Source organism: Chthoniobacterales bacterium (assembly GCA_039930045.1).
Classification (GTDB): Bacteria; Verrucomicrobiota; Verrucomicrobiia; order Chthoniobacterales; family DASVRZ01; genus DASVRZ01.
This window is the reverse complement of the sequence record JBDSQB010000009.1, coordinates 107,874-128,132: the sequence shown is the minus strand read 5'-3', so window position 1 is coordinate 128,132 and position 20,259 is coordinate 107,874. Positions and strand designations below refer to the sequence as shown.

Sequence of the window (20,259 nt, the reverse complement as noted above, 5' to 3'; positions counted from 1 at the left end):
TACGTCGAACGCCTTCTAAGTTTTCCAACCCACTCCCATGCCGCACTCTTCCGACGCCTTTCGGGGCGAAGTCCTGACGATTCTTTCCGACCTCACGGGCCTGCCCGACTTGCAGAATTTCCTCGATTTGAACCTCTTCGACGAGGGCTTGCTCGATTCGCTCACCCTCGTCCGCCTGCTCGTCGAGCTCTCCAGTCACTTCCATATCAATCTGACTCCCGCCGACGTGGTGCGCGAGGAATGGTCCACCCCGCGCGGGATTTTGCAGTCGGTCGAGTCGCATTTGCCCGCTTGAAATATCCGCATCTGCTCGCGGCAGCCGTGGCCGTTTTGCTCGTCATCGCCATCGTGGCCATGGTCACGCACGAGGCTCGTGAGTATGAGGCGGAGAACGAGCGGAGTACGGCGCAGCTGTTTTTCCCGCAGAAGATCACGGGCAGCGCACTCCAGCGGCTGGCGTTTAAGATGGGGCATTACCTGCCGATCTACGGCAGCTCGGAGCTGGGTTCGTATGAATTGCAGAAGCGGGTGCAGACGAAGCCGGGAGATTTTTTCATCAACGCCCCGACCGGGTTTAAGGCCTATCCCGTCGGTCGCGGGGGAACGACGCCGCTGGTCATGCTCCAGGAACTCGCCGCCGCCGGTCCCCAAGTGCGCGGGCACAAGGTCGTGATCGTGCTCTCGCCCAATTGGTTTGCCGGCCCGCTCAATGTTAGCAACTACGAGGGCAACGCCACGCTGCTGCACACGGGCAGCCTGCTTTTCGGGCGGTTCAGCCCCGAGTTAAAGCATGATGCGGCTCGGCGGCTGGCGCAGTTTCCCGCTCCGCTGGAGAAATCTGAACTGCTGAAAACAGCGACTGCCTTCGCCGCCAGTGACGTCCGCTGGCAGAGGGATTTATCGCGCCTGCTGAATCCGATGGGACGCGGATGGCTGTTTTCGTTGCAGGTGATGGATAACTTTGAAACGGTCCGCCGGATGCTGGATCCGACCCGGCATCTCGCCAAGGTGCAGCCCGAGCAGCGCCGGGTGGTGAATTGGCCCGAGGAGATAATGAATGCGGAGTCCGTGTCCGACGTCGAGGCCTCCTGGGTCGGCCACGACCCGGAAAGCGGCGAGCCCGTTGTGAACCCTCATCCGTCCGCTCCGCTGAAGATGCGGAAGAAACCGGGCACGGTGCAGTTTGAGTCGAGCGAAGTCTGGGGCGACTACGATTTGCTCCTCCGCACGCTGCACGAGCTGGGCGCGAAAGCGCTAGTACTAAGCGTTCCCATGGACGGCCCGATCGAGGATAAAAACAACGTCCCGTTTGCCCGGCGCGACGTCTATTACCAGCGGGTGCGGCAGATGGCGGCGAAATACGGCTACCCGGCGCGCACCTTCGAGGAGCACGAATACGACGGCAATTTCCTCATCGAGCACGTCTCGCATCTCACCGACAAAGGCTGGCTCTTTTTCGACCAGGTCATCGACGCTTTCTACCATGACAAATCCTAACCAAAAGCCGCGCGCTCTCTGGCTCACGCTCTACTACCTGGCCATCCTCCTCACCTTGCTCTGGATGGAAATGAGCGGCTCGTTTGAGACGCCGAAATTTATCTATCAAGGCTTCTAACATGAGAACACTCCAAGTCGTTGCTAACATCGCCGGCGAAGACCCGCAGCGCATCTTTCATGTCAGTGGCGAACGCACCTCGACCTACGGCGAACTCGCCCGCCGTTCCGACGCCGTGGCCGCACTCGTCTCCCGTGAAGGCGGGCCCCGGCAACGCCCGGTGGCCGTGATCGGGCACAAGGAGCCGGAGATGATTCAGGCTTTTCTCGGCTGCCTCAAAGCCGGGCATCCCTACGTTCCCATCGAATCGTCCATGCCGCAGGGCCGCATCGAGGCGATTCTGGGGAACCTCCCGCAACCGCTAGTACTAACGCCCGAGCGAGTTGCATCGTTATCGGACGAGCGCGTGGAATGCGAGATGGTTGGAAACGAGGAAATCGCGTATGTGATTTTCACCTCCGGCAGCACGGGCGAACCCAAGGGCGTGCCGATTCAGGCTCGCAGTCTGGAGTTTTTCACCGACTGGATCGAGACCGAACAAAAGCTGGGAGAGAACGAGGTTTTTCTCAATCAAGCTCCCTTCTGCTTCGACTTGTCGGTGATGGATTTATTTCCCTGTCTGCGCTGCGGCGGAAAGCTGGTGAGTGTGACCAAAGCCCTGCTCACCGACTTGACGGCGCTCTCCGCGCTGCTGACTAACCATGGACTCACCACGTGGGTTTCCACGCCGTCTTTTGCGCGTTTGTGCGCGGGAAATCCAGAGTTCCATGGCCAGAATCTGATGGAACTCCGCCGTTTTCTTTTCTGCGGCGAGACGCTTCCGCCAGCCGTTGCGGCGACTTTGCTGGAGCGTTTTCCCGCGGCGCAAGTCTGGAACACCTACGGCCCGACCGAGGCGACAGTGGCGACGAGTTCGGTTCTTATCACGCCCGATTGGATCGCGACGGGCGAGCTTCCCGTCGGCGAGCCGACTCCAGGCTGCCGCATCCGTATTTTGAATGACGAGCTGCACGACGTTGCGACGGGTGAGCGGGGTCAGATTGTTATCTCCGGTCCGAATGTTAGTCCGGGCTACTTAAACCCGCGTCCGAACGAGCAACCCTTCCGCGAGATCGACGGCGTGTGGTCGTATTGCACCGGCGACTGGGGTCATTTCGATGGAACTCAACTCTACTTCGACGGACGCATGGATTCGCAGATCAAGCTGAATGGCTATCGCATCGAACTCGGCGACTTGGAGGCGAATCTACGTTCACTGGAGCAGGTGCGCGACGCCGTGGTCCTAACCAATCTGGAGGATGGCACAGTGACTTCGCTGACGGCCTGCATCATTTACAGCGGCGAATCCGCCAGCCCGACGGAGCGCATTCTAACCTTGCGCGGCGCGTTGAGAAAGAAGCTGCCCGACTACATGCTGCCGCGCAACTTCCGCTTCTTCGACGAGTTTCCCATGACGATCAATGGCAAAGTGGACCGGCGGAAGCTGGCGGAGCTAACATGATTCCCTACGCCTCCTATTTCTATTTCGGCATCGCGGCTCTGGTCTCGGCGATTCCGCTGCTCTGGATGAATCTCTGGCGCGGCTCGATGCGCTTCTGGATACTAACTGTTAGTGCCGTGATGTTAGTCATCCAATACGGCGGCGCGATGCCTGCGGCGGACTCGCACATTTCCGAGCTGGGTTGGCTGGCGATCTACGGCGGCTTGGAATGCTTCGTGGCGGTCCTTTTTTTGCAGAGCCGCAAGCGAAGCGACTCGCGCTGGATTTTTGCGACTTCCATTGCACTCGCAGTCGGGCCGCTGGTGCTCTCGCGCATCTTTGGACATCTGAATCATCCGCTCGGTTTCGCCGGTGTGTCGTATGCGGTGTTTCGTTCGATTGATTTGTTAGTCGGCATCCAGGATGGCAAGGTGCGCAGCCTCGGACTCGGGGAATTCTTTGCTTATTTGTTTTTCTTTCCGACGGTGTCCTCCGGGCCGATTGACCGGTTTGCCCGTTTCCAGAAAGACTACGCCGCCGTCCGCACGCGGGAACAATTTTTCGCCGATCTGGATGTGGCGGTGCATCAGATATTCACCGGGTTTCTCTACAAATACATCGTCGCGCATTACCTGAACAAGCTCGTGCTCGGAGCGCTTCTGGATCACGCCGGCGTGTGGCGTCCGGTGGTGTATTTCTATGGTTACGCGCTTTATCTTTTCTTCGACTTCGCAGGTTACAGCGCATTCGCAGTCGGTGTTAGTTATTTGTTAGGAATCCGGACGCCGGTGAATTTCAACAAGCCGTTTCTAGCCAAAAACATCCGCGATTTCTGGAACCGCTGGCACATGAGTTTGTCGGCCTGGTTTCGCGATCACATCTACATGCGGTTTGTCATGGGGATGATGAAATGGGGCCGCATAAAAAACGCGCAGACTATCTCCGCGCTCGGCTTGCTGCTGTCGTTCGGCCTCATGGGCGTGTGGCACGGCACCAAGTGGCATTACATTGTTTACGGCTTCTATCAGGCCGGGCTGATGATCGGCTACGAGCAGTGGACGGCTTACAAAAAGCGGCGCAAATGGACACGCACGCGGCGTTGGACGGACGCGCTTTCCGTGGTGCTCACGTTTCACTGCGTCTGCCTCGGATTCCTGATTTTCGCCGGAGGCGTGCCCGTGCAGCCAGTCGCGGTGCATCATCCGGCGGCTGGCTCCTCGCGCTCGAACCGATAACTTTTTACAGGCGAGTTCCATCGCACTGTTCCGCGAAACCCGCGCTTTGCGCCGGGGGAAATCTGGTTAACACTGCCCGCCCCCCATGAGGATCCTGCTCACTAACAACACCCTCGACGCGCGCGCCGGCACCGAGCTTTACCTTTGCGAGATCGCCGAGGCATTGCTGGCCGCCGGTCACGAGCCGATGTGCTTCAGCCTCAAACTCGGCGCGCAGTCCGACCGCCTTCTGCAACTGGGCATCCCGGTGAGCGACGATCTCCGCGCGCTGCCGGGGCCGCCCGATGTGATTCACGGGCAGCACATTATCGAGACCACCCTGGCGGCGATGACTTATCGGCGAGTTCCAGTCATATCCGTCTGTCATTCGCCGGAAGCCTGGCAGGAAAGCGCCTGTCGGCTGCCCAACGTGGTTCGCTGGATCGTCGTGGATCAGGATTGCCGCCGACGCTGGGTGGAGGAGGAAAATGTGGATGCCGCCCGCGTGACGGTTCTTTTAAATCACTTCGACAACCGCAAATTTCACCCGCGCAGCCCGCTTCCCGCGAAACCCCGGCGAGCGCTACTGGCCAGCAATTATCTGGTGCCGGAACACCCCGCAGTGCTGGCGGCGAGAGCGGCCTGCGAGGCGCGTGGCATCGAGCTATGCACCGTCGGCACGAGCCTCGGGGGCAATGTCGAAAACCTGGAGACGCTCTTTCCCGAGTTTGATCTCGTTTTCGCCAAAGGCCGCGTCGCGCTGGAGGCGGCCGCCGTCGGTTGCGCCGTGATGCAACTGGAGTTCTTCGGCGCGGGTCACCTGGCGCGAACGGAAAACTACGACGAGCTGCGAGATTACAATTTCGGCTACCACACGATGCGCCTCCCACTGGATGCCGAGGTGATCGGACGCGAAATGGACCGCTACGATCCCGTGGACGCGGCGCTCTTTTCACAGCGCATTCGCGAAGAGGCGACCCTGGAAAAAACCATGGCGAGTCTGATCCCACTCTACGCGGAAGCCGCGGCGATGGCGGGCTCGCTCACGGATTACGATCCCATGATTGCGGGCGCTGATTTCCTGCGCTTCCAACTGCACCTCTCCAAAATACCGATGGATAGCCTTCGCAAAACGCAGGGCGTGCCGTTGCGATTGCCCTCGTTTCCCGTTGGTAATTTGCAGAAGAGTTGGGAAGCCATCGCGGCCCAGCACCAGACTTTCGCGAGCTTGCGCCTGGCTGCCCGTCAAGGTGAGAGAAAGGAAAAAATGGAGGCGCTCCGCAGCAAGCACGCCGATTTGCTGGCCCGGCACTCGGAGCTTTTCGAGAAGTATAAAGCTCTAAAGAATCGTCCCGCACCCGCTCCACCAAAGCCACCTCTCACCTTTTTTCAGAAACTCCGCCGACTGCTTTCAGGAGCCGCCGACTAACCTCCATGACTTTCCCGCTGCCGCTCGACCTCACGCATCCGGAGGTCTGCGCCGATCCCTACCCGGTTTATCGCTGGTATCGGGAAAATTCCCCCGTCCATCGCGTCGAACCTCCGCAGGCGGACGGCGTGCCGCGTTATCTCGTCACCCGCTGGAGCGACGTCGAGGCCGGCTTGAAAAACCCCGTGTTGAAACGCTCGGTTCACCGCAGTTCTCTCTGGAATCAGCCTCTGGAAAACGTGCCTCCCGCCCTGCAAGCTTACGCGCGAGTCACACGCGAATGGCCCCTTTTTCGCGACCCGCCGCATCACGCGCCCGCGCGGCGTCTGGTCAATCGCGTGCTGGATGAGCCGGGTCACAGTGCCATTCTGGAAACGATTCTGCGGCAGACGCTGGACGATCTGGCGGCGCGGAAAACTTTCGACGCCGCGGAAGATTTCGCCCGGCGCGTGGCGCTGCAACTCAACCTCGCCATGCTCGGCCTGGACAACCACGGCTGGCAGGAGTTTGGCGCGCATCTGCAAAGCGTCAGCCTCGGGTTTGGCAATCACTTCGATCAGCAACGCCTCGAGCAGGCCAGCGCCGCGATGGAAACCCTCGAAAACTGGATCACCGAGGCCGCCGGAGAAGCCGGTGCTCGCACGAAACCCGCCCCGTTTCTGGAGCGGCTGCTGTCGATGCAAACCCGCGGAATTATCCAGAGCGCGCCCCAACTCGCCGCCACCGCCATCCTCTTCATTCAGGCCGGACAGGACACCACCAGCGCGCTCATGGCCAATGGGATTCTCACCCTACTGCGGCATCCCGCCGTGGTGCAACGCCTCATCGCCGAGCCCGATTTTGCTCCGCCCGTGCTCGAGGAAATCCTGCGTTTCGAGACACCGGTGCAACTCACCACCTGGCACGCCAGTGTGCCGCTGGAGATACGCGGCGTGCCGATCCAGCCCGGCGAAGGGGTTTCGTTTCTGCTCGGCGCAGCCAATCGCGATCCCGAGGCATTTGAAAACCCGGACGACTTCGATCCCACTCAGCGGCGCACGCGCACGGCGGCGTTCGGATTCGGCCCGCACACCTGTCCCGGAGCCGACTTCGGACGCGAAATCGCCGCGACGAGTCTGAGCGCTTTCTTCCGACGATTCCCCCATGCGCGGCTCGCAAGCGAGACCGTCACCTGGAAACCGCTCGCCACGTTTCGCTCCGTCGGCCCGCTGGAGGTGACGGTCTAGGCTTTCACCGCACTGGCGAGGAGTGTTTGGAAATAGGGGGCCTCGGGTTCCTTCGATACGACTGTAACTCCGGCGTTTTTGAAGCCGACTTGCTCGAGCATTTCGAGGAGTTCGGCCTCGCCGAAGCCGAGCCAGAGGTCGGCGTAGAGTTCGCGGGCTTGCTCGAAGTTGTGCGCCAGCAGGTCGAGGATGAGGATTTTTCCGCCGGGCTTGAGGATTTTGTGCGCCGCCTGCAAAGCCAGGATCGGCGAACTGGCGTGATGCAGCGCCTGGCTCAGGATCGCAAGGTCGATGGAGTTGGATTCGATGGGCGGGGCCTCGATGTCGCCGAGGCGGTATTCGAGGTTGGTGAAGCCGTTTTCGCGCGCAACATTGGAGCCGAACTCGACCATTTTTTCGGAATTATCGATGGCGATGACCTTCTCCGCGCTGCGGGCGAGGAGCTGGGAAAGGGTGCCTTCGCCCGCTCCCAGATCGGCGACGACGACCCGCGGAACGAGCGTGAGCAGCAGGTGCGAGAGACCCTGCCACGACCGGCCTGGACAATAACTGCGGCCAAATTTCCCTGCCAGTTTATCGAAATACTCGCGGGCGGTGTCCTGTCGTTTCTTGAGAACGAGCCCGAGGGCACGGTCGTCGCGGTCGGTCTCGGTCAGCTCGGCGGCGCTGTCTTCCATGAGGCGAAACCACGGTTTCTGAGCCGAGTTGGGGGCGAGTCCGTAGTAGATATTTTTGCCCGCGCGACGGTCGGCGACGAGTCCCGCCTGGCGGAGTTGCGCGAGATGAGTCGAGATGCGCGACTGGCCCATGGCGAGAATTTCCTGCATTTCGGCCACGGTCAATTCAGTCTGACCGAGCAGCCGCAGGAGCCGGAGCCGGGTCGGATCGACGAGGACGCGGAGAATTTTTAGGGTTGACGCCATAAGCTGGAGCGGAGATATATCATCCTATCATGATTCGTTGATGTTCGCCATTCAGCGCTTCGTTTCCATAACAATCCAACTCCCATGTCACGTCATTATATTTTTTCCTCTGAGTCCGTCGGTGAAGGTCATCCTGACAAAGTTTGCGACACCATTTCCGATGCGGTGCTCGATGCGTGCCTGACCCAGGACAAATACAGCCGCGTGGCCTGCGAAACCTACGCGAAGTCGAACATGGTGATCGTCGGCGGCGAGATTACGACCAACGGCTGGATCGACTTCAATCGTATTGTGCGCGAGGCGATTCGCGGCATCGGCTATGTCAACGACGACGACATTTTCCATGCGGACAAGGTCTTCATTACTAACATTCTCACCGAGCAATCGAGCGACATCGCGCAAGGCGTGGACGCGGCGGCGGCCGAGGGAAAAGCGACAGCCGAGCAGGGCGCGGGCGACCAGGGATTGATGTTTGGTTATGCCTGCGACGAGACGCCGGAATTGATGCCGGCTCCGATCATGTTCGCGCACCGGCTCGGGCGTGAGTTGACTCGCATTCGCAAGAGTGGCGAGGCGAATTGGCTGCGTCCCGACGCGAAGAGCCAGGTGTCGGTGATCTATGAGGATGGCAAGCCGGTCGGCATTTCCAATGTGGTGATTTCAACGCAGCACGCGGCGGGGATTCCGCACAAGTTGATCGAAGATTTTTGCATCGAGGAGATTGTTAGAAAAGTGCTCCCGACGGAGATGTTAGGAGGCGCGACATTCCTCATTAACCCGACGGGAAATTTCGTGATCGGCGGACCGCAAGGCGACACCGGTCTAACTGGTCGCAAAATCATAGTGGATACTTACGGCGGCATGGGGCGTCACGGCGGCGGCGCATTCTCTGGAAAAGATCCAAGCAAGGTGGATCGCAGTGCGGCCTACATGGGACGTTACGTGGCAAAGAACGTAGTCGCGTCCGGTCTGGCTACGCGTTGCGAAGTGCAGTTTGCCTACGCCATCGGTTATCCCGATCCCGTGAGCATCCATATTAACACTTTCGGAACGACCCTAGTGGACGAAGAAAAAATCGAAGCTGCGGTGAAAGAAATATTCAACTTCAAACCCGCGGCCATCGTAGAGCAATTAAACCTTCTTCGCCCAATCTACGGCAAGACGACTAACTACGGTCACTTCGGTAAAGTCGATGACTTGGATTCCCTTACTTGGGAGAAAACCGACAAGGCCGAAGCTCTGAAAAACTACATTCAATAAATCCAACATACTAACATGAGCACAACACTAAGCACTCGCATCGCAAACGACTACAAGGTCGCCGATATCACCCTGGCCGACTGGGGTCGCAAAGAAATCCAAATCGCCGAGGAGGAAATGCCCGGACTCATCTCCATTCGCAAGCAATACGCCGCTGCCAAACCACTCGCTGGCGTGCGCGTCACCGGCTCGCTGCACATGACTATTCAGACAGCCGTTCTCATTGAGACGATGGTCGAGTTAGGTGCCGATGTGCGCTGGGCTTCCTGCAATATTTTCTCCACTCAGGACCACGCGGCGGCAGCCATCGCGGCGACTGGAGTCCCTGTTTTTGCCTGGAAAGGTGAGAGCCTCGAAGAATACTGGGACTGCACCTGGAAGGCGATTGTTAACAACGACGGCAAAGGACCAGAGTTAGTCATCGACGACGGCGGCGACGTGACGCTTTTCCTTCACAAAGGCTATGAGTTGGAGGAAGGCAGCGACTGGGTGAACAGCGAGTCTGGTTCGCACGAGGAGACTGTCATCAAGAACTTGTTGAAGAAGATCCACGCCGAGAATCCCTATATTTTCCACGAAATTGTGAAGGATTGGAAAGGCGTTTCCGAGGAAACCACAACTGGCGTGCATCGTCTCTACAAGCTTCAGGAAAAAGGCCAGCTTCTGATTCCTGCATTTAACGTGAATGACTCCGTGACCAAGTCGAAGTTCGACAATCTCTACGGTTGCCGCCACTCGCTGGTGGACGGATTGAACCGCGCTCTTGACGTCATGATTTCCGGCAAAGTCGCAGTCGTCATCGGCTACGGCGATGTCGGCAAAGGCTGTTCTCAATCGCTCCGTGGCCAGGGTGCTCGAGTGATTGTTACCGAAGTCGATCCTATTAACGCGCTCCAAGCCGCCATGGAAGGCTACGAGGTTAACACCGTCGAATCCACTCTCGGTCGCGGCGACATCTACGTCACCACCACCGGAAACGTGGACGTGCTAACCATCGAACATATCGCGAAGATGAAGGATCAGGCGGTGATTGCTAACATCGGCCACTTCGACAATGAAATTCAAGTGGACAAGCTGGTAAATTTCCCCGGCATCCAGCATGTGAACATCAAGCCTCAGGTCGATAAATACACCTTCCCGACGGGCAACAGTGTCTTCCTGCTCGCCGAAGGCCGACTGGTCAATCTCGGTTGCGCCACAGGCCATCCATCGTTCGTCATGTCCGCGTCGTTCAGCAACCAGACGCTTGCGATTCTCGACCTCTGGAAAAATCGCGATCTCTACAAGCCTGCGGTCTTCGTTTTGCCGAAGAAACTCGACGAAGAAGTAGCCCGCCTGCACTTGGGCAAGATCGGAGCCAAGCTCACGGTTCTCTCCGAGAAACAAGCCGCTTACCTCGACGTTCCAATCGAAGGACCTTACAAGCCGAATCACTACCGCTACTAACACGCGCGGCAGTTTCAACTAACAAAGAACCCGTCCTACAAAGGCCGGTTTTTTTTGTGCCCTGATGAACGGATCAGGAAATCGCGAAGTTACTTACGGCCAGTTCATTCAGTGTTTTCGTAGTATCTGGACCTGACGATTGTCAGAATCCTAACTGAACACATGAAAAAACTACTCTATACCCTCGCACTCGCATCACTCTTCACCGCCTGTGAAAAAACCACCGTTGTTCCTGCCGGAGACTCTGGCAAAGACACTACGGTCATCGTTCCCGGCGCGGAAAAGAAGACGGAAAACAATACCACCATCGTCAATCCGGCTTCGTCTGAGAAGAAAACGGAAAGCACCACCACGGTTAGTCCCGGCGGTTCCAGCAGTAGCGAAACAAAGTCCACTACGACTACTCCGTAAGTCGAGTTTCATTTCTATCGAAAAGGGCAGCCGGATTTCTCTGGCTGCCCTTTTCGTTGCGGCTCACAAGCCACTTAGCTTGCAGAATACATCCGGACTTCTGGTGCTGAACGATTCTCAAGTATGCTACTCATCATCGCCATTCTACTGTTGTTATTCTGGATTGCAGGTTTGTTTGCGCATATCGCAGGCGGCCTGATTCATATCTTGTTAGTCGTTGCCTTGGTCGTCTTTGTCCTCCACTTTATTCGTGGCGGAAAAGGAGCTTAAGCGGCTAAGTAACCTGTCATTAGGTCGAGACGCCGAGGCGTTTGCCAGCCTGTTGCCTCGCGAGGAAAATGCGAATCGCACCATAGTGAACTGATTCGCAACCGGGAATTGCAACAGGCGGCTGCCCAGTTTATGCAAAGGTTCCGCTGGACGCTACCGCCCGGCTGTCGTTTCATTCTCCCATGCAAACTGCCCTGACCCGCACCGTCATTCGACCTAACTATGCGCTCATCAGCCCCGATGGTTACGTACCCAGCGCGCTTCCCGGCTGGGCCGGGGGGACGAGTTACATTCAAATCTCCGCCGCGATGGGTGCCGGGGTTAGTCAATGGTTAGTCGATCTGCCGAAAGGTGCCAGCGGGGCAGGGGAAACCTTCGGCTACCAGTTGTTTCTCTACGTCGTTAGCGGCGGTATCGTCGCGCAAAATGAGAAAATCGCCCAAGGCGGATTCGCTTTTCTGCCACCGGGCACTAGCTATCAAATCAAGGGCGCTGCCAAAAATTCACGCCTCCTCATTTTTCGGAAACGCCATGAGCCTCTGGCTGGATTCGAGCCACCGGAATTCTTTGCCGGGCACGAGGAGAATATCGTCGAGGTGCCGTTTCTCGGCGACCCGCAGGCGCGCCTGAAAACGCTTATTCCCGACACGCTCGGAGCCGACATGGCGGTGAATATTTTCACCTACGAGCCGGGGGCCACCCTGCCATTCGTCGAGACGCACGTCATGGAACACGGGATGCTTTTTCTCACCGGCGGCGGCGTTTACCGGCTCGGCGACGATTGGCATCCGGTGAGCGCGGGCGACGCCATTTGGATCGCGCCGTATTGTCCGCAATGGTTCATCGCCGCAGGCCCCGGCCCGGCCCGCTACATCTACTACAAAGACGTCAACCGCATCCCACTATGACCACGCTCACCCCAGACGAAACCTCCGAAATCACCGCCGGACTGGCTGCGGCCAACCGCGCTTTCATGCAGACCTATCCCGGCGAATCGGCGCGTCGGCAGGCCGTGCATAGCGTCTATGGCGGCGCGCATTTGTTCAAGGCCGATTCGCCCCAACGACTGGGCGGAGTCGCATTGCGATCACTTCAGGAATACGCGCCCGACGCGGCCTCGCTCGCCGCCGTGTTAGGGGAAAACTGGGAAGCGGCTTTTGCTACGAAACTCTACGACCGCATTACCGAGAAACTGCGCCGCGAACCCGTGGAAGATTTCCGCCTCGACTTCGAGGACGGCTACGGCAACCGCGTGGACTCCGAGGAGGACGGCCACGCCGCCAGCAGCGCTGAGCAAGTCGCGCTCGGTCTAACCAATGGAACGCTGCCGCCATTCATCGGGATTCGCATCAAGCCTTTCAACGAAGACCTGCGCGCCCGCAGCCTGCGCACGTTCGATATTTTCATCTCCACGCTCGTCAAAAAAACCGGCGGCGCGCTGCCTCCTAACTTCGTCATCACACTGCCCAAGGTGCAGGTCGCGGCGCAAGTCACCGCTGCCGCGAAACTTTGCGATTTGCTGGAAAAAAAACTCGGTCTAACCAAAGGCGCGCTTCGCCTCGAACTCATGATCGAGACACCGCAATCCATCATCGACCGCCACGGCGTTTGCCCGCTGCTGAGCTTTATCGAAGCTGCGGAAGGCCGTTGCGGCAGCGTGCACTTCGGCGTTTACGATTACACCGCGTCGAGCGGCATTACGGCGGCGTATCAGGCGATGGGACATCCCGCCTGCGACTTCGCCCGCTCGCACATGATCGTCGCGCTCGCCGGCACCGGCATTCATCTTTCGGACGGTGCAACTAACATCCTACCCGTCGGCCCGAATCGTGCGCAAGGTGGTGAGCTGACTTCCATTCAAATCGCGGAAAACAACGCCGCCGTTCACGGGGCCTGGCGCATGGCCTACCGCGACAATCTCCACTCGCTGCGCAACGGAATCTATCAAGGCTGGGACCTGCATCCGGCTCAATTTGTCGTGCGTTACGCCGCCGTTTACGCCTTCTTCCTTGAGGGTCTCGAAGCTGCCTCCGGCCGCCTCCAAGCCTTCGTGCAAAAAGCCGCGTTGGCATCCTTGTTTGGCGACGTTTTCGACGATGCAGCCACCGGTCAGGGCCTGCTCAATTTCTTCCTGCGAGGCATTGCCTGTGGAGCGATCACCGAGGAGGAGGCGCTCGCCACCGGGCTCACCATCGAGGAAATTCGCTCGCGCTCGTTCTTCAAAATTCTCGAAGCCCGTCGCAAATAACTAACATGAGCCGCGCCATTCAATTCCAACTCAATGGCGAGCCGGTGCGCGTCGAGGACGTCTCGACTAACACCACGCTGGCTGGCTGGCTGCGCGCCAGCGGACGCACCGGAACGAAGATCGGCTGCGCGGAAGGCGATTGCGGCGCGTGCTCCGTGGCGATGATCGACCGCGACTCCCAAGGCCGGCGCGTTTATCGCTCGATCAACAGTTGCATTGCTCTCTTGCCCGCGATGGAAGGCCGGGAAATCATCACGGTGGAAGGCCTTTCCAACCAAGGCGAGTTGCATCCTGTTCAGGCGAGCATGGTGAAAAATTACGGCTCGCAATGCGGCTACTGCACGCCGGGTTTCATCATGTCGATGTTCGAGGGTTACTACCGAAAAGACCTGCGGGAAAAATGGCAGATCGCCGATCAGCTTAACGGCAATCTTTGCCGCTGCACCGGCTACCGCCCCATTCGCGACGCTGCTGTGGAAACGATGTTAGGAACGGCCCCAACCGACCGGTTTACAGACGAGTTAGAATCGATTCAGGAAATGCTATCCGCACCGGAGTACGAGAGTGGAAACGAGAGGTTTCTTCGGCCCGGTTCACTAAAAGAACTACTAACTCTCAAAGCCTCGCATCCGCAAGCTCGCCTCGTCGCCGGTGCCACGGAAATTGGAGTGGAGATCAACAAACGATTCTCCCGCTTCGACACACTCATTTCGCTAGATGCCGTCGCAGAGTTGAAGGTCATCACGGAAACCGCCACCGAATGGAAAATAGGCGCTGGTGCAACTCTCACCCAAGTCGAGGAAGCCCTCGCCGGAGCCTTCCCCTCGCTCGACAAAATGCTCTGGGTCTTCGCCTCGCGACAGATTCGCAACCGGGCCACGCTCGGCGGCAATCTCGTCACCGCCTCACCTATCGGTGACACCGCGCCGGCGCTACTCTCGCTCGATGCCTCGGTGATCCTAACATCTGCGAATGGCGAGCGCGGTGTTCCGATTTCTGAGTTCTTTCTAGCTTATCGCAAGACAGTGATTCGTGAAGACGAAGTAATGTTAGCAGTCGTCATCCCAAAGAAGACTGGCTGGCGCTCGGAATCGTATAAAGTTTCCAAGCGACGCGAGATGGATATCAGCATCGTGTCGGCGGCATTTTCAATCAAGTTAGGTCCGACTCAACTCGTTCAGGAAGCGCGGATTGCCTTTGGCGGAGTCGCAGCCACACCAGCGCGAGCCCGAAAAACCGAGGCCGCTCTCATGGGCCAGCCGCTTGATAGTCTGGACGTCATGAAGGTTCTCGAAACCGAGTTTTCTCCCATCGACGACGTGCGCGGCAGCGCCGCCTACCGCAATGCACTCATCCTCGGACTCTGGCACAAATTTGTCACCGGCGACGAAAGCGAGTCGCAGGATTACGCGCCAACTTTCGCCGATGCGATTCCCACGCCGGCCTTGTCCGACTCGCGCCGGCTTTCTCATGAAAGCGCCATCGGCCACGTCTGCGGCAGTGCGTTATATGTCGATGATACCGCGTCGAAGCGGCAGATGTTAGAAGTCTGGCCGGTGATGGCTCCCCATGCGCGAGCGAGAATTGTTAGGCGCAACATTCAGGAGGCGGCGGAGATGCCCGGTGTGATTCGAGTGTTAGTCGCCGAGGACGTTCCCGGTCTGAACGATGTCGGCCCGTCCATTCACGACGAAATTCTACTCGCCGACAAAGACGTTTTCTTCCACGGACAACTGATCGCGCTCGTGGTCGGCGAAAGCATCGAAGCCTGTCGCGTCGCTGCTGGAAAAGTGCGAGTGGAATACGAGGTTCTGCCGCATCTCCTAACCATTCCCGAGGCGATTGCCGCCGGCAGCTTTCACACCGAACCTAACTTCATGCGCAGAGGCGACTGGAACTCCGCCCTGGCCTCCAGCGCGCATCGCATCGACGGTGAGTTTGAACTCGGCGGACAGGAACATTTCTACCTCGAAACGCACGCCGCCTGGGCCGATGCCGATGCCGAGGGAAACGTCCTCATATCGTCCTCGTCGCAGCATCCGAGCGAGATTCAGGCCACCGTTTCGCATGTCCTCGACATCCCGAGAAACCGCATCACGGTGCAAGTCCCCCGCATGGGCGGCGGCTTCGGCGGCAAGGAGACGCAGGGCAACGCCTGGGCCGCGCTGGTGGCGCTCGCGTCGTTGAAAACGGGGCGTCCGGTGAAAGTCCAGTTGGATCGCGATCTGGACATGCGACTGACAGGGAAACGCCATCCGTTTCTAGCGAAATTTTCAGTCGGGTTTGAGTCGAATGGCCAGTTCAACGCCCTGCAATGCGCGCTCTTCTCGAATGGCGGCTGGTCGCTCGATTTGTCGATGCCCGTGACGGACCGTGCGATGTTTCATATCGACAACGGCTACTACATTCCTAACATCGAAGTCACGGGCCAGGTGGCGAAAACTAACATCACCTCGCAGACCGCGTTTCGCGGATTCGGCGGTCCGCAGGGAATGTTAGTTATCGAGGAGATCATGGACCGCATCGCACGCGCGACTGGCCTGGCTCCCGAAGTCGTTCGCGAGCGGAATCTTTATCACGGAACAGGCGAGACAAACACGACTCACTACGGACAGGAGATCGAGGACAATCGGGTGGAGCAAATTTGGCATGAGTTGATCGAAACGTCGCGTTTCCAAAGTAGAAAAAGCGAGATCGCCGCGTGGAATGCTAACAATTCCCGGATCAAACGCGGGCTGGCGATCACTCCGGTGAAGTTTGGCATTTCCTTTACGCTCACCTACTACAACCAGGCCGGTGCGCTGGTGTTGATCTACGTCGATGGGACGATACAGGTGAACCACGCCGGAACCGAAATGGGGCAGGGGCTTTACACGAAAATCCAGGGAATCGCCATGCGCGAGTTGGGCTTGCGGGCCGATCAGGTGCGGATGATGACGACGACCACCGACAAGATTCCTAACACATCCGCCACGGCGGCCTCGAGCGGGGCCGATCTCAATGGAGCCGCCGTCGCCAATGCCTGCACGATCCTGCGCACGCGCCTGAGTCCGCTGGCCAGTGAGATGTTAGGAAGCGAAGACCTAACCTGGGCCGATGGTAAAATCAGCGGTGGCGGAAAGGAAATTTCTTTTGCGCAACTCGCACTCGCGGCTCATGCGCGGAGATTGAGCCTGATGGCCAGCGGGTTCTATGCGACTCCCGACATTCACTGGAATCGCGCCGAGGGTAAGGGCCGTCCATTTAATTACTACTCGTGCAGCGCGGCGGTCGCCGAGGTTGAGGTGGATGGCTACAGCGGCATGAGCAAGGTTAGGCGCGTGGACATTCTCCATGATGTCGGAAATTCGCTGAATTCTGGAATTGATCGCGGGCAGATCGAGGGCGGTTTTGTGCAGGGAATGGGATGGCTGACTCGTGAGCAACTCAAATGGGACAAGGCGACTGGACGTCTGCTAACAACGAGCGCCAGCACCTACGAGATTCCGGCGTTTAGCGACGCTCCGTCGGAGTTCAATATCACTCTCCTAACCAATGCGAGCCATGCGCGGGCGATTCACGGGAGCAAGGCGGTGGGCGAGCCGCCGCTAATGTTGGCCATAGCAGTGCGCGAGGCGATTCGCGATGCGGTGGTGGCGCTGGGGGGCAGCGGAAATCTGGCGTCACCCGCCAGCGGCGAGGCGATTCTGGCGGCGATTGCGATGTAAGTCGGAGCTGGGTTAGGGATAACTCAGGCGCACGTGTAGGAATGTTTTCGACCCGGTCAGCGGCGTGCTGGCGGTGACCAAAACCGGAGCGGTTGTGCTGGCGCCACCACCTTGATCGACTCCCTGGGTGGTCCAGTTAGTGAGATCGATCGAGCGTTCGACGCTGTAGCTAACATCGGGTCGCGCCTTGGTGTAAGTGAGGGAAAGCTGATTCGTGTCCACCTTTGGCGCGGGCAACGACTCGTAGTCGAGATTGAGGGCGTAGTCCAAGAGAATGGGGCGTCCGCTGGGGCCGGGAGCTGTTGGAGACGCGGATGTTAGAAGGCCGTGATTCTGTTTCCAGAGGTTGAACGTGAGCGCAGTGACAGAGATATCGGAGCCAGCCGATTCGGTGGCAGCGCCAGTGTTGTCGGTCGCGCGGACGGAGAGCCGGTAGTCGCCCACGGGAACGGCTTTCCAAATAAAGACATAGGGAGCGCTGGTGACTTCGCCGATTTTTTGCTGGTTGGCGAAGAACTCGACTTTACTAACATTGCCATCGCTGTCGCCCGCCGTGGCGATAATGGTAACCGGGCCGGGTGTGAAAGTTTTGGCGCCTTCCTCGGGTTGAATGAGATGTGCGGTGGGAGCGACGTTGTTGTTTTTCGAGAATGTTAGGTTGAAATATTTCGTGCCCACATTGCTAACATTCGCCTGAGCGGAATAGAGCCGGAATGTTTGCCCGATTTCATAGCGGTCGTGCGTCACCGGATCGATGGGCCAGTTATACCAATAAAGCCGCTGCGGAAAAGTGTAGTCGGCGGGCTGCCAGTTTTGAGAGGTTAGGCTGGATGCGGTCCTGATCCAAGCTGCGCCATCGGAGTCATGGCCAATAGCGACGAAGGCGTTTAGATACGTATTAAAGTGGACCACGGCGGAGTCGGTGCCGCTGTCACTAGGTGTTGGATATTTACCCTCGAAAACAGCGTCTTCCGCACCGCCGAGACCGAGTTGCGTCCAGGTGCCGCCGCTCCATTTTGTCCATTGGCCCGGAGCCATCTTCGCGGAAATCGGGCAGCGCGCCACGCTCATGATCTGCCGCGTGCGCCAACCGGTGGGTTGGTAAACCCAGGCGGTCATGTAATAGACGTAGAAGTAATTGTTGCGCCGATCGACGAAGAGATAGGTGTCGCCGCAGCCGAAATCCTGGAAATCGCTCGCCGGTGGTGGTGCTCCGGGACGCGCCGGATTCGTGGTAATGATGTTGCCTTCGTAGTGCCAGTTCGCGCCTTGATCCGTGGAGGTGGCGAGGCCGATGCGGCGTTTCCAGTAGAAACTTTTCTTTGGCGTTAGGTAGTCATATTCGACATGGATGACCGCGTAACGCTTGCCCGCCGGGTCCTGCCAGATGCCGTTGGTCCAATAGATGTCGCCATTCAAGTGAGGGAACGATGCGTCGAGCTTCGCATTGGGGAGCGCCGCCAAATGATCGAGGTCTGGCCCGCGCCAGCGTTGCCATGTTTCCTCGAGCGCGGTCTGGATATCGAGATTCGGGCCGCTTTGCACCACACCGGCGTCGGCGTCCTGATTGTTCAACAGCGGCGTCAGCGTGTCCGCACCCGCCGTCCAGGTGAAATCCGACGCTGACGCGGGGACGATCCATGCGCCCCAAAAAAAGGCGAGTAAGATCGAAATGAGGCAGACGCGCAGCATGGTAAAAATCCCCTTGGCAGCGGGGAAACTAGCTCGCCGGGCTGCCGCTGGCGAGATGATTGTTGCGACCAAAATAGTTGCAGCCGAAGGACGTGCAGATTACGATTTTGAGTTATGAACGAATCTCAAGAAGAAAACCAGTCGGGTGCCTCTCAAATAGCCGATCAAGGCCGGGAAGCCCTCAAGCAAGGCGCCGAGCGCGTCCAGAAAGTCGTTGAGCAAGGCAAAAGCTACGCTGCATCGAATCCAGTCCCGATCATCGCGGGAGCATTGGCCCTCGGTTTCGTGCTGGGCCTGTTGGTTCCGCGTGAAAAAGAAGCCGCCACCAGCCGGATCGACGGTCACATCGACGAACTCAAGGATCTGCTCGGCTCGCTAAAATCCAGAGTGAGTTCGACCGCCGAAGACGGCTATAGCGAAGTGAGTTCTGCGATCGGTGATGTGCTGAAAAAAGCCAAGAAACGCTTCAACTTTTCCTAGGTTATGCCGGACACCAATTCCGTTCCCACCATCGAGGAGTGCGTCTGCCAAAAATGGAGCGACGTCCGCGAGGCCGCCTTGGCTCGTTTGCGCGATGGAGAAAGCTATGTCCGCGAGGAACCTCTCAAGGCGGTCGCGTATGCGGCGGCTGCGGGTTACGTGCTGCGGATTTTGCCGATTGGCGCGATTGTTCGGAGTGCGATCCGTGTCGTTCTCTTCGCAGTCAAACCAGCGGCGCTCGTCTATGGAGCCGCCAAAGCCTATGAGGTTCTGGCGCGGCCTGATAGCACTCCAACTCCCCATACCAATTTCGAAGGCTAGAGTTTGGTTAGCTTCGAGACCCACATAATCTCGCAAGCCCCATTGCCGGTGTCGTCGCGACTGAGCGAACTCGTCCATTTGTGACCGTCCCGCGCGGTGGCCTCTATCAGGCTGCCTTCGAGGCGAATGAGTTCGCCTTCGCGCAGCCAGGCTATTTGGCGGGCGATGTTAGCATTGGCCGCGATGAGGTGATTGTTGGACGCATGGGTTTCCAGTTCGTGCTGCGGCAGCGGACTTTGATTTTGCCATTCCCAGAAGAGGAAACGGTTGCTCTGGGAGAGTGTCAGCTTTTTCAGAATGCCAGTGTCGGACATGGGTCCCCAACCCAGGCCGACGTCGTAGGGAGCGAGGTTGTGGACGGTGTCGGAGAGGTAATGTTTCGTATGCAGGACGCGGGCTTCGATGATGTAACCCGCCAGTGGGCGAATGGTGAATCCGTCGCGAGTCGTTGCCGTGTTTTCGCCGGAGAGTAGAACCTGAGTCGGCTCTCCGCGAATGAGCACGCCATCTGCGCGTGCAATCGGTCGCTGGCACCACCAGAAGGCGGCCAGACTCACGAGCAGGATCAGAAAAATAATGCGCACGCCCTATTCGACT

Annotated in this window: 19 protein-coding genes; 16 read left to right on the top strand and 3 right to left on the bottom strand. The window is 58.4% G+C overall.

Going from position 1 to position 20,259, the window contains the following annotated elements:
- Positions 1-37: 37 nt before the first annotated feature.
- The 7 genes from dltC to ABIT76_07670 all read left to right on the top strand — a co-directional run bounded on the left by dltC (position 38) and on the right by ABIT76_07670 (position 6,904).
- Entirely contained in the window at positions 38-295 is a 258-nt protein-coding gene (dltC, locus tag ABIT76_07700; GenBank protein MEO7933026.1) for a D-alanine--poly(phosphoribitol) ligase subunit DltC, read from the top strand.
- Positions 292-1,497 carry a D-alanyl-lipoteichoic acid biosynthesis protein DltD gene (locus ABIT76_07695; GenBank protein MEO7933025.1) on the top strand — a complete coding sequence of 402 codons (1,206 nt, stop codon included), beginning with the start codon at positions 292-294 and terminating at the stop codon, positions 1,495-1,497. The genes dltC and ABIT76_07695 overlap by 4 nt, the downstream gene beginning before the upstream one ends.
- Positions 1,484-1,615, top strand: a complete 132-nt coding sequence (locus tag ABIT76_07690; GenBank protein ID MEO7933024.1) for a hypothetical protein — start codon at positions 1,484-1,486, stop codon at positions 1,613-1,615. Before ABIT76_07695 ends, ABIT76_07690 begins: the two co-directional genes overlap by 14 nt.
- Position 1,616: 1 nt before the next feature.
- On the top strand, positions 1,617-3,056 hold the full coding sequence (gene dltA, locus ABIT76_07685; GenBank protein ID MEO7933023.1) for a D-alanine--poly(phosphoribitol) ligase subunit DltA: 1,440 nt from the start codon (positions 1,617-1,619) through the stop codon (positions 3,054-3,056).
- On the top strand, positions 3,053-4,270 hold the full coding sequence (dltB, locus tag ABIT76_07680; GenBank protein ID MEO7933022.1) for a D-alanyl-lipoteichoic acid biosynthesis protein DltB: 1,218 nt from the start codon (positions 3,053-3,055) through the stop codon (positions 4,268-4,270). Before dltA ends, dltB begins: the two co-directional genes overlap by 4 nt.
- A gap of 85 nt (positions 4,271-4,355) precedes the next feature.
- The gene (locus ABIT76_07675; GenBank protein ID MEO7933021.1) at positions 4,356-5,678 is read left to right on the top strand and encodes a glycosyltransferase; all 1,323 of its coding nucleotides are present in this window, start codon (positions 4,356-4,358) and stop codon (positions 5,676-5,678) included.
- A gap of 5 nt (positions 5,679-5,683) precedes the next feature.
- On the top strand, positions 5,684-6,904 hold the full coding sequence (locus ABIT76_07670; protein ID MEO7933020.1) for a cytochrome P450: 1,221 nt from the start codon (positions 5,684-5,686) through the stop codon (positions 6,902-6,904).
- Here the strand turns inward: ABIT76_07670 and ABIT76_07665 are convergent.
- Positions 6,901-7,827: a metalloregulator ArsR/SmtB family transcription factor gene (locus ABIT76_07665; GenBank protein ID MEO7933019.1), complete on the bottom strand. Its 927-nt coding sequence runs from the start codon at positions 7,825-7,827 to the stop codon at positions 6,901-6,903. The genes ABIT76_07670 and ABIT76_07665 overlap by 4 nt on opposite strands.
- Before the next feature lie 84 nt (positions 7,828-7,911).
- Between ABIT76_07665 and metK the strand changes: the two genes are divergently transcribed.
- From metK to xdhB, 7 genes are all read left to right on the top strand, one after another.
- On the top strand, positions 7,912-9,087 hold the full coding sequence (metK, locus tag ABIT76_07660; protein MEO7933018.1) for a methionine adenosyltransferase: 1,176 nt from the start codon (positions 7,912-7,914) through the stop codon (positions 9,085-9,087).
- Between the two features lie 15 nt (positions 9,088-9,102).
- Positions 9,103-10,533 carry an adenosylhomocysteinase gene (ahcY, locus tag ABIT76_07655; GenBank protein ID MEO7933017.1) on the top strand — a complete coding sequence of 477 codons (1,431 nt, stop codon included), beginning with the start codon at positions 9,103-9,105 and terminating at the stop codon, positions 10,531-10,533.
- Between the two features lie 162 nt (positions 10,534-10,695).
- Positions 10,696-10,944: a hypothetical protein gene (locus ABIT76_07650; protein ID MEO7933016.1), complete on the top strand. Its 249-nt coding sequence runs from the start codon at positions 10,696-10,698 to the stop codon at positions 10,942-10,944.
- 123 nt (positions 10,945-11,067) lie between these two features.
- Positions 11,068-11,214: a lmo0937 family membrane protein gene (locus ABIT76_07645; GenBank protein MEO7933015.1), complete on the top strand. Its 147-nt coding sequence runs from the start codon at positions 11,068-11,070 to the stop codon at positions 11,212-11,214.
- A 182-nt stretch (positions 11,215-11,396) separates the two neighbouring features.
- Complete coding sequence (gene allE / locus ABIT76_07640; protein MEO7933014.1) at positions 11,397-12,122, top strand: (S)-ureidoglycine aminohydrolase; 726 nt, start codon at positions 11,397-11,399, stop codon at positions 12,120-12,122.
- A complete protein-coding gene (locus tag ABIT76_07635) occupies positions 12,119-13,462 on the top strand; it encodes a phosphoenolpyruvate kinase (GenBank protein ID MEO7933013.1) in 1,344 nt (447 codons plus the stop codon). Before allE ends, ABIT76_07635 begins: the two co-directional genes overlap by 4 nt.
- Before the next feature lie 5 nt (positions 13,463-13,467).
- A complete protein-coding gene (xdhB, locus tag ABIT76_07630) occupies positions 13,468-17,169 on the top strand; it encodes a xanthine dehydrogenase molybdopterin binding subunit (GenBank protein ID MEO7933012.1) in 3,702 nt (1,233 codons plus the stop codon).
- 12 nt (positions 17,170-17,181) lie between these two features.
- On the opposite strand, the gene ABIT76_07625 is transcribed toward xdhB, so the two are convergent.
- Positions 17,182-18,933 (bottom strand): Ig-like domain-containing protein, encoded by a 1,752-nt coding sequence (locus ABIT76_07625; protein MEO7933011.1) that lies wholly within the window; start codon positions 18,931-18,933, stop codon positions 17,182-17,184.
- A gap of 42 nt (positions 18,934-18,975) precedes the next feature.
- Here ABIT76_07625 and ABIT76_07620 point away from each other — a divergent pair, with 42 nt between their 5' ends.
- Together ABIT76_07620 and ABIT76_07615 are read left to right on the top strand one after the other, a co-directional pair.
- A complete protein-coding gene (locus tag ABIT76_07620; GenBank protein ID MEO7933010.1) occupies positions 18,976-19,341 on the top strand; it encodes a hypothetical protein in 366 nt (121 codons plus the stop codon).
- Positions 19,342-19,344: 3 nt separating this feature from the next.
- Positions 19,345-19,662 carry a hypothetical protein gene (locus ABIT76_07615; protein ID MEO7933009.1) on the top strand — a complete coding sequence of 106 codons (318 nt, stop codon included), beginning with the start codon at positions 19,345-19,347 and terminating at the stop codon, positions 19,660-19,662.
- On the opposite strand, the gene ABIT76_07610 is transcribed toward ABIT76_07615, so the two are convergent.
- Positions 19,659-20,246 carry a hypothetical protein gene (locus ABIT76_07610; GenBank protein ID MEO7933008.1) on the bottom strand — a complete coding sequence of 196 codons (588 nt, stop codon included), beginning with the start codon at positions 20,244-20,246 and terminating at the stop codon, positions 19,659-19,661. The two genes, ABIT76_07615 and ABIT76_07610, sit on opposite strands and share 4 nt — an antisense overlap.
- Positions 20,247-20,259: the final 13 nt, after the last annotated feature.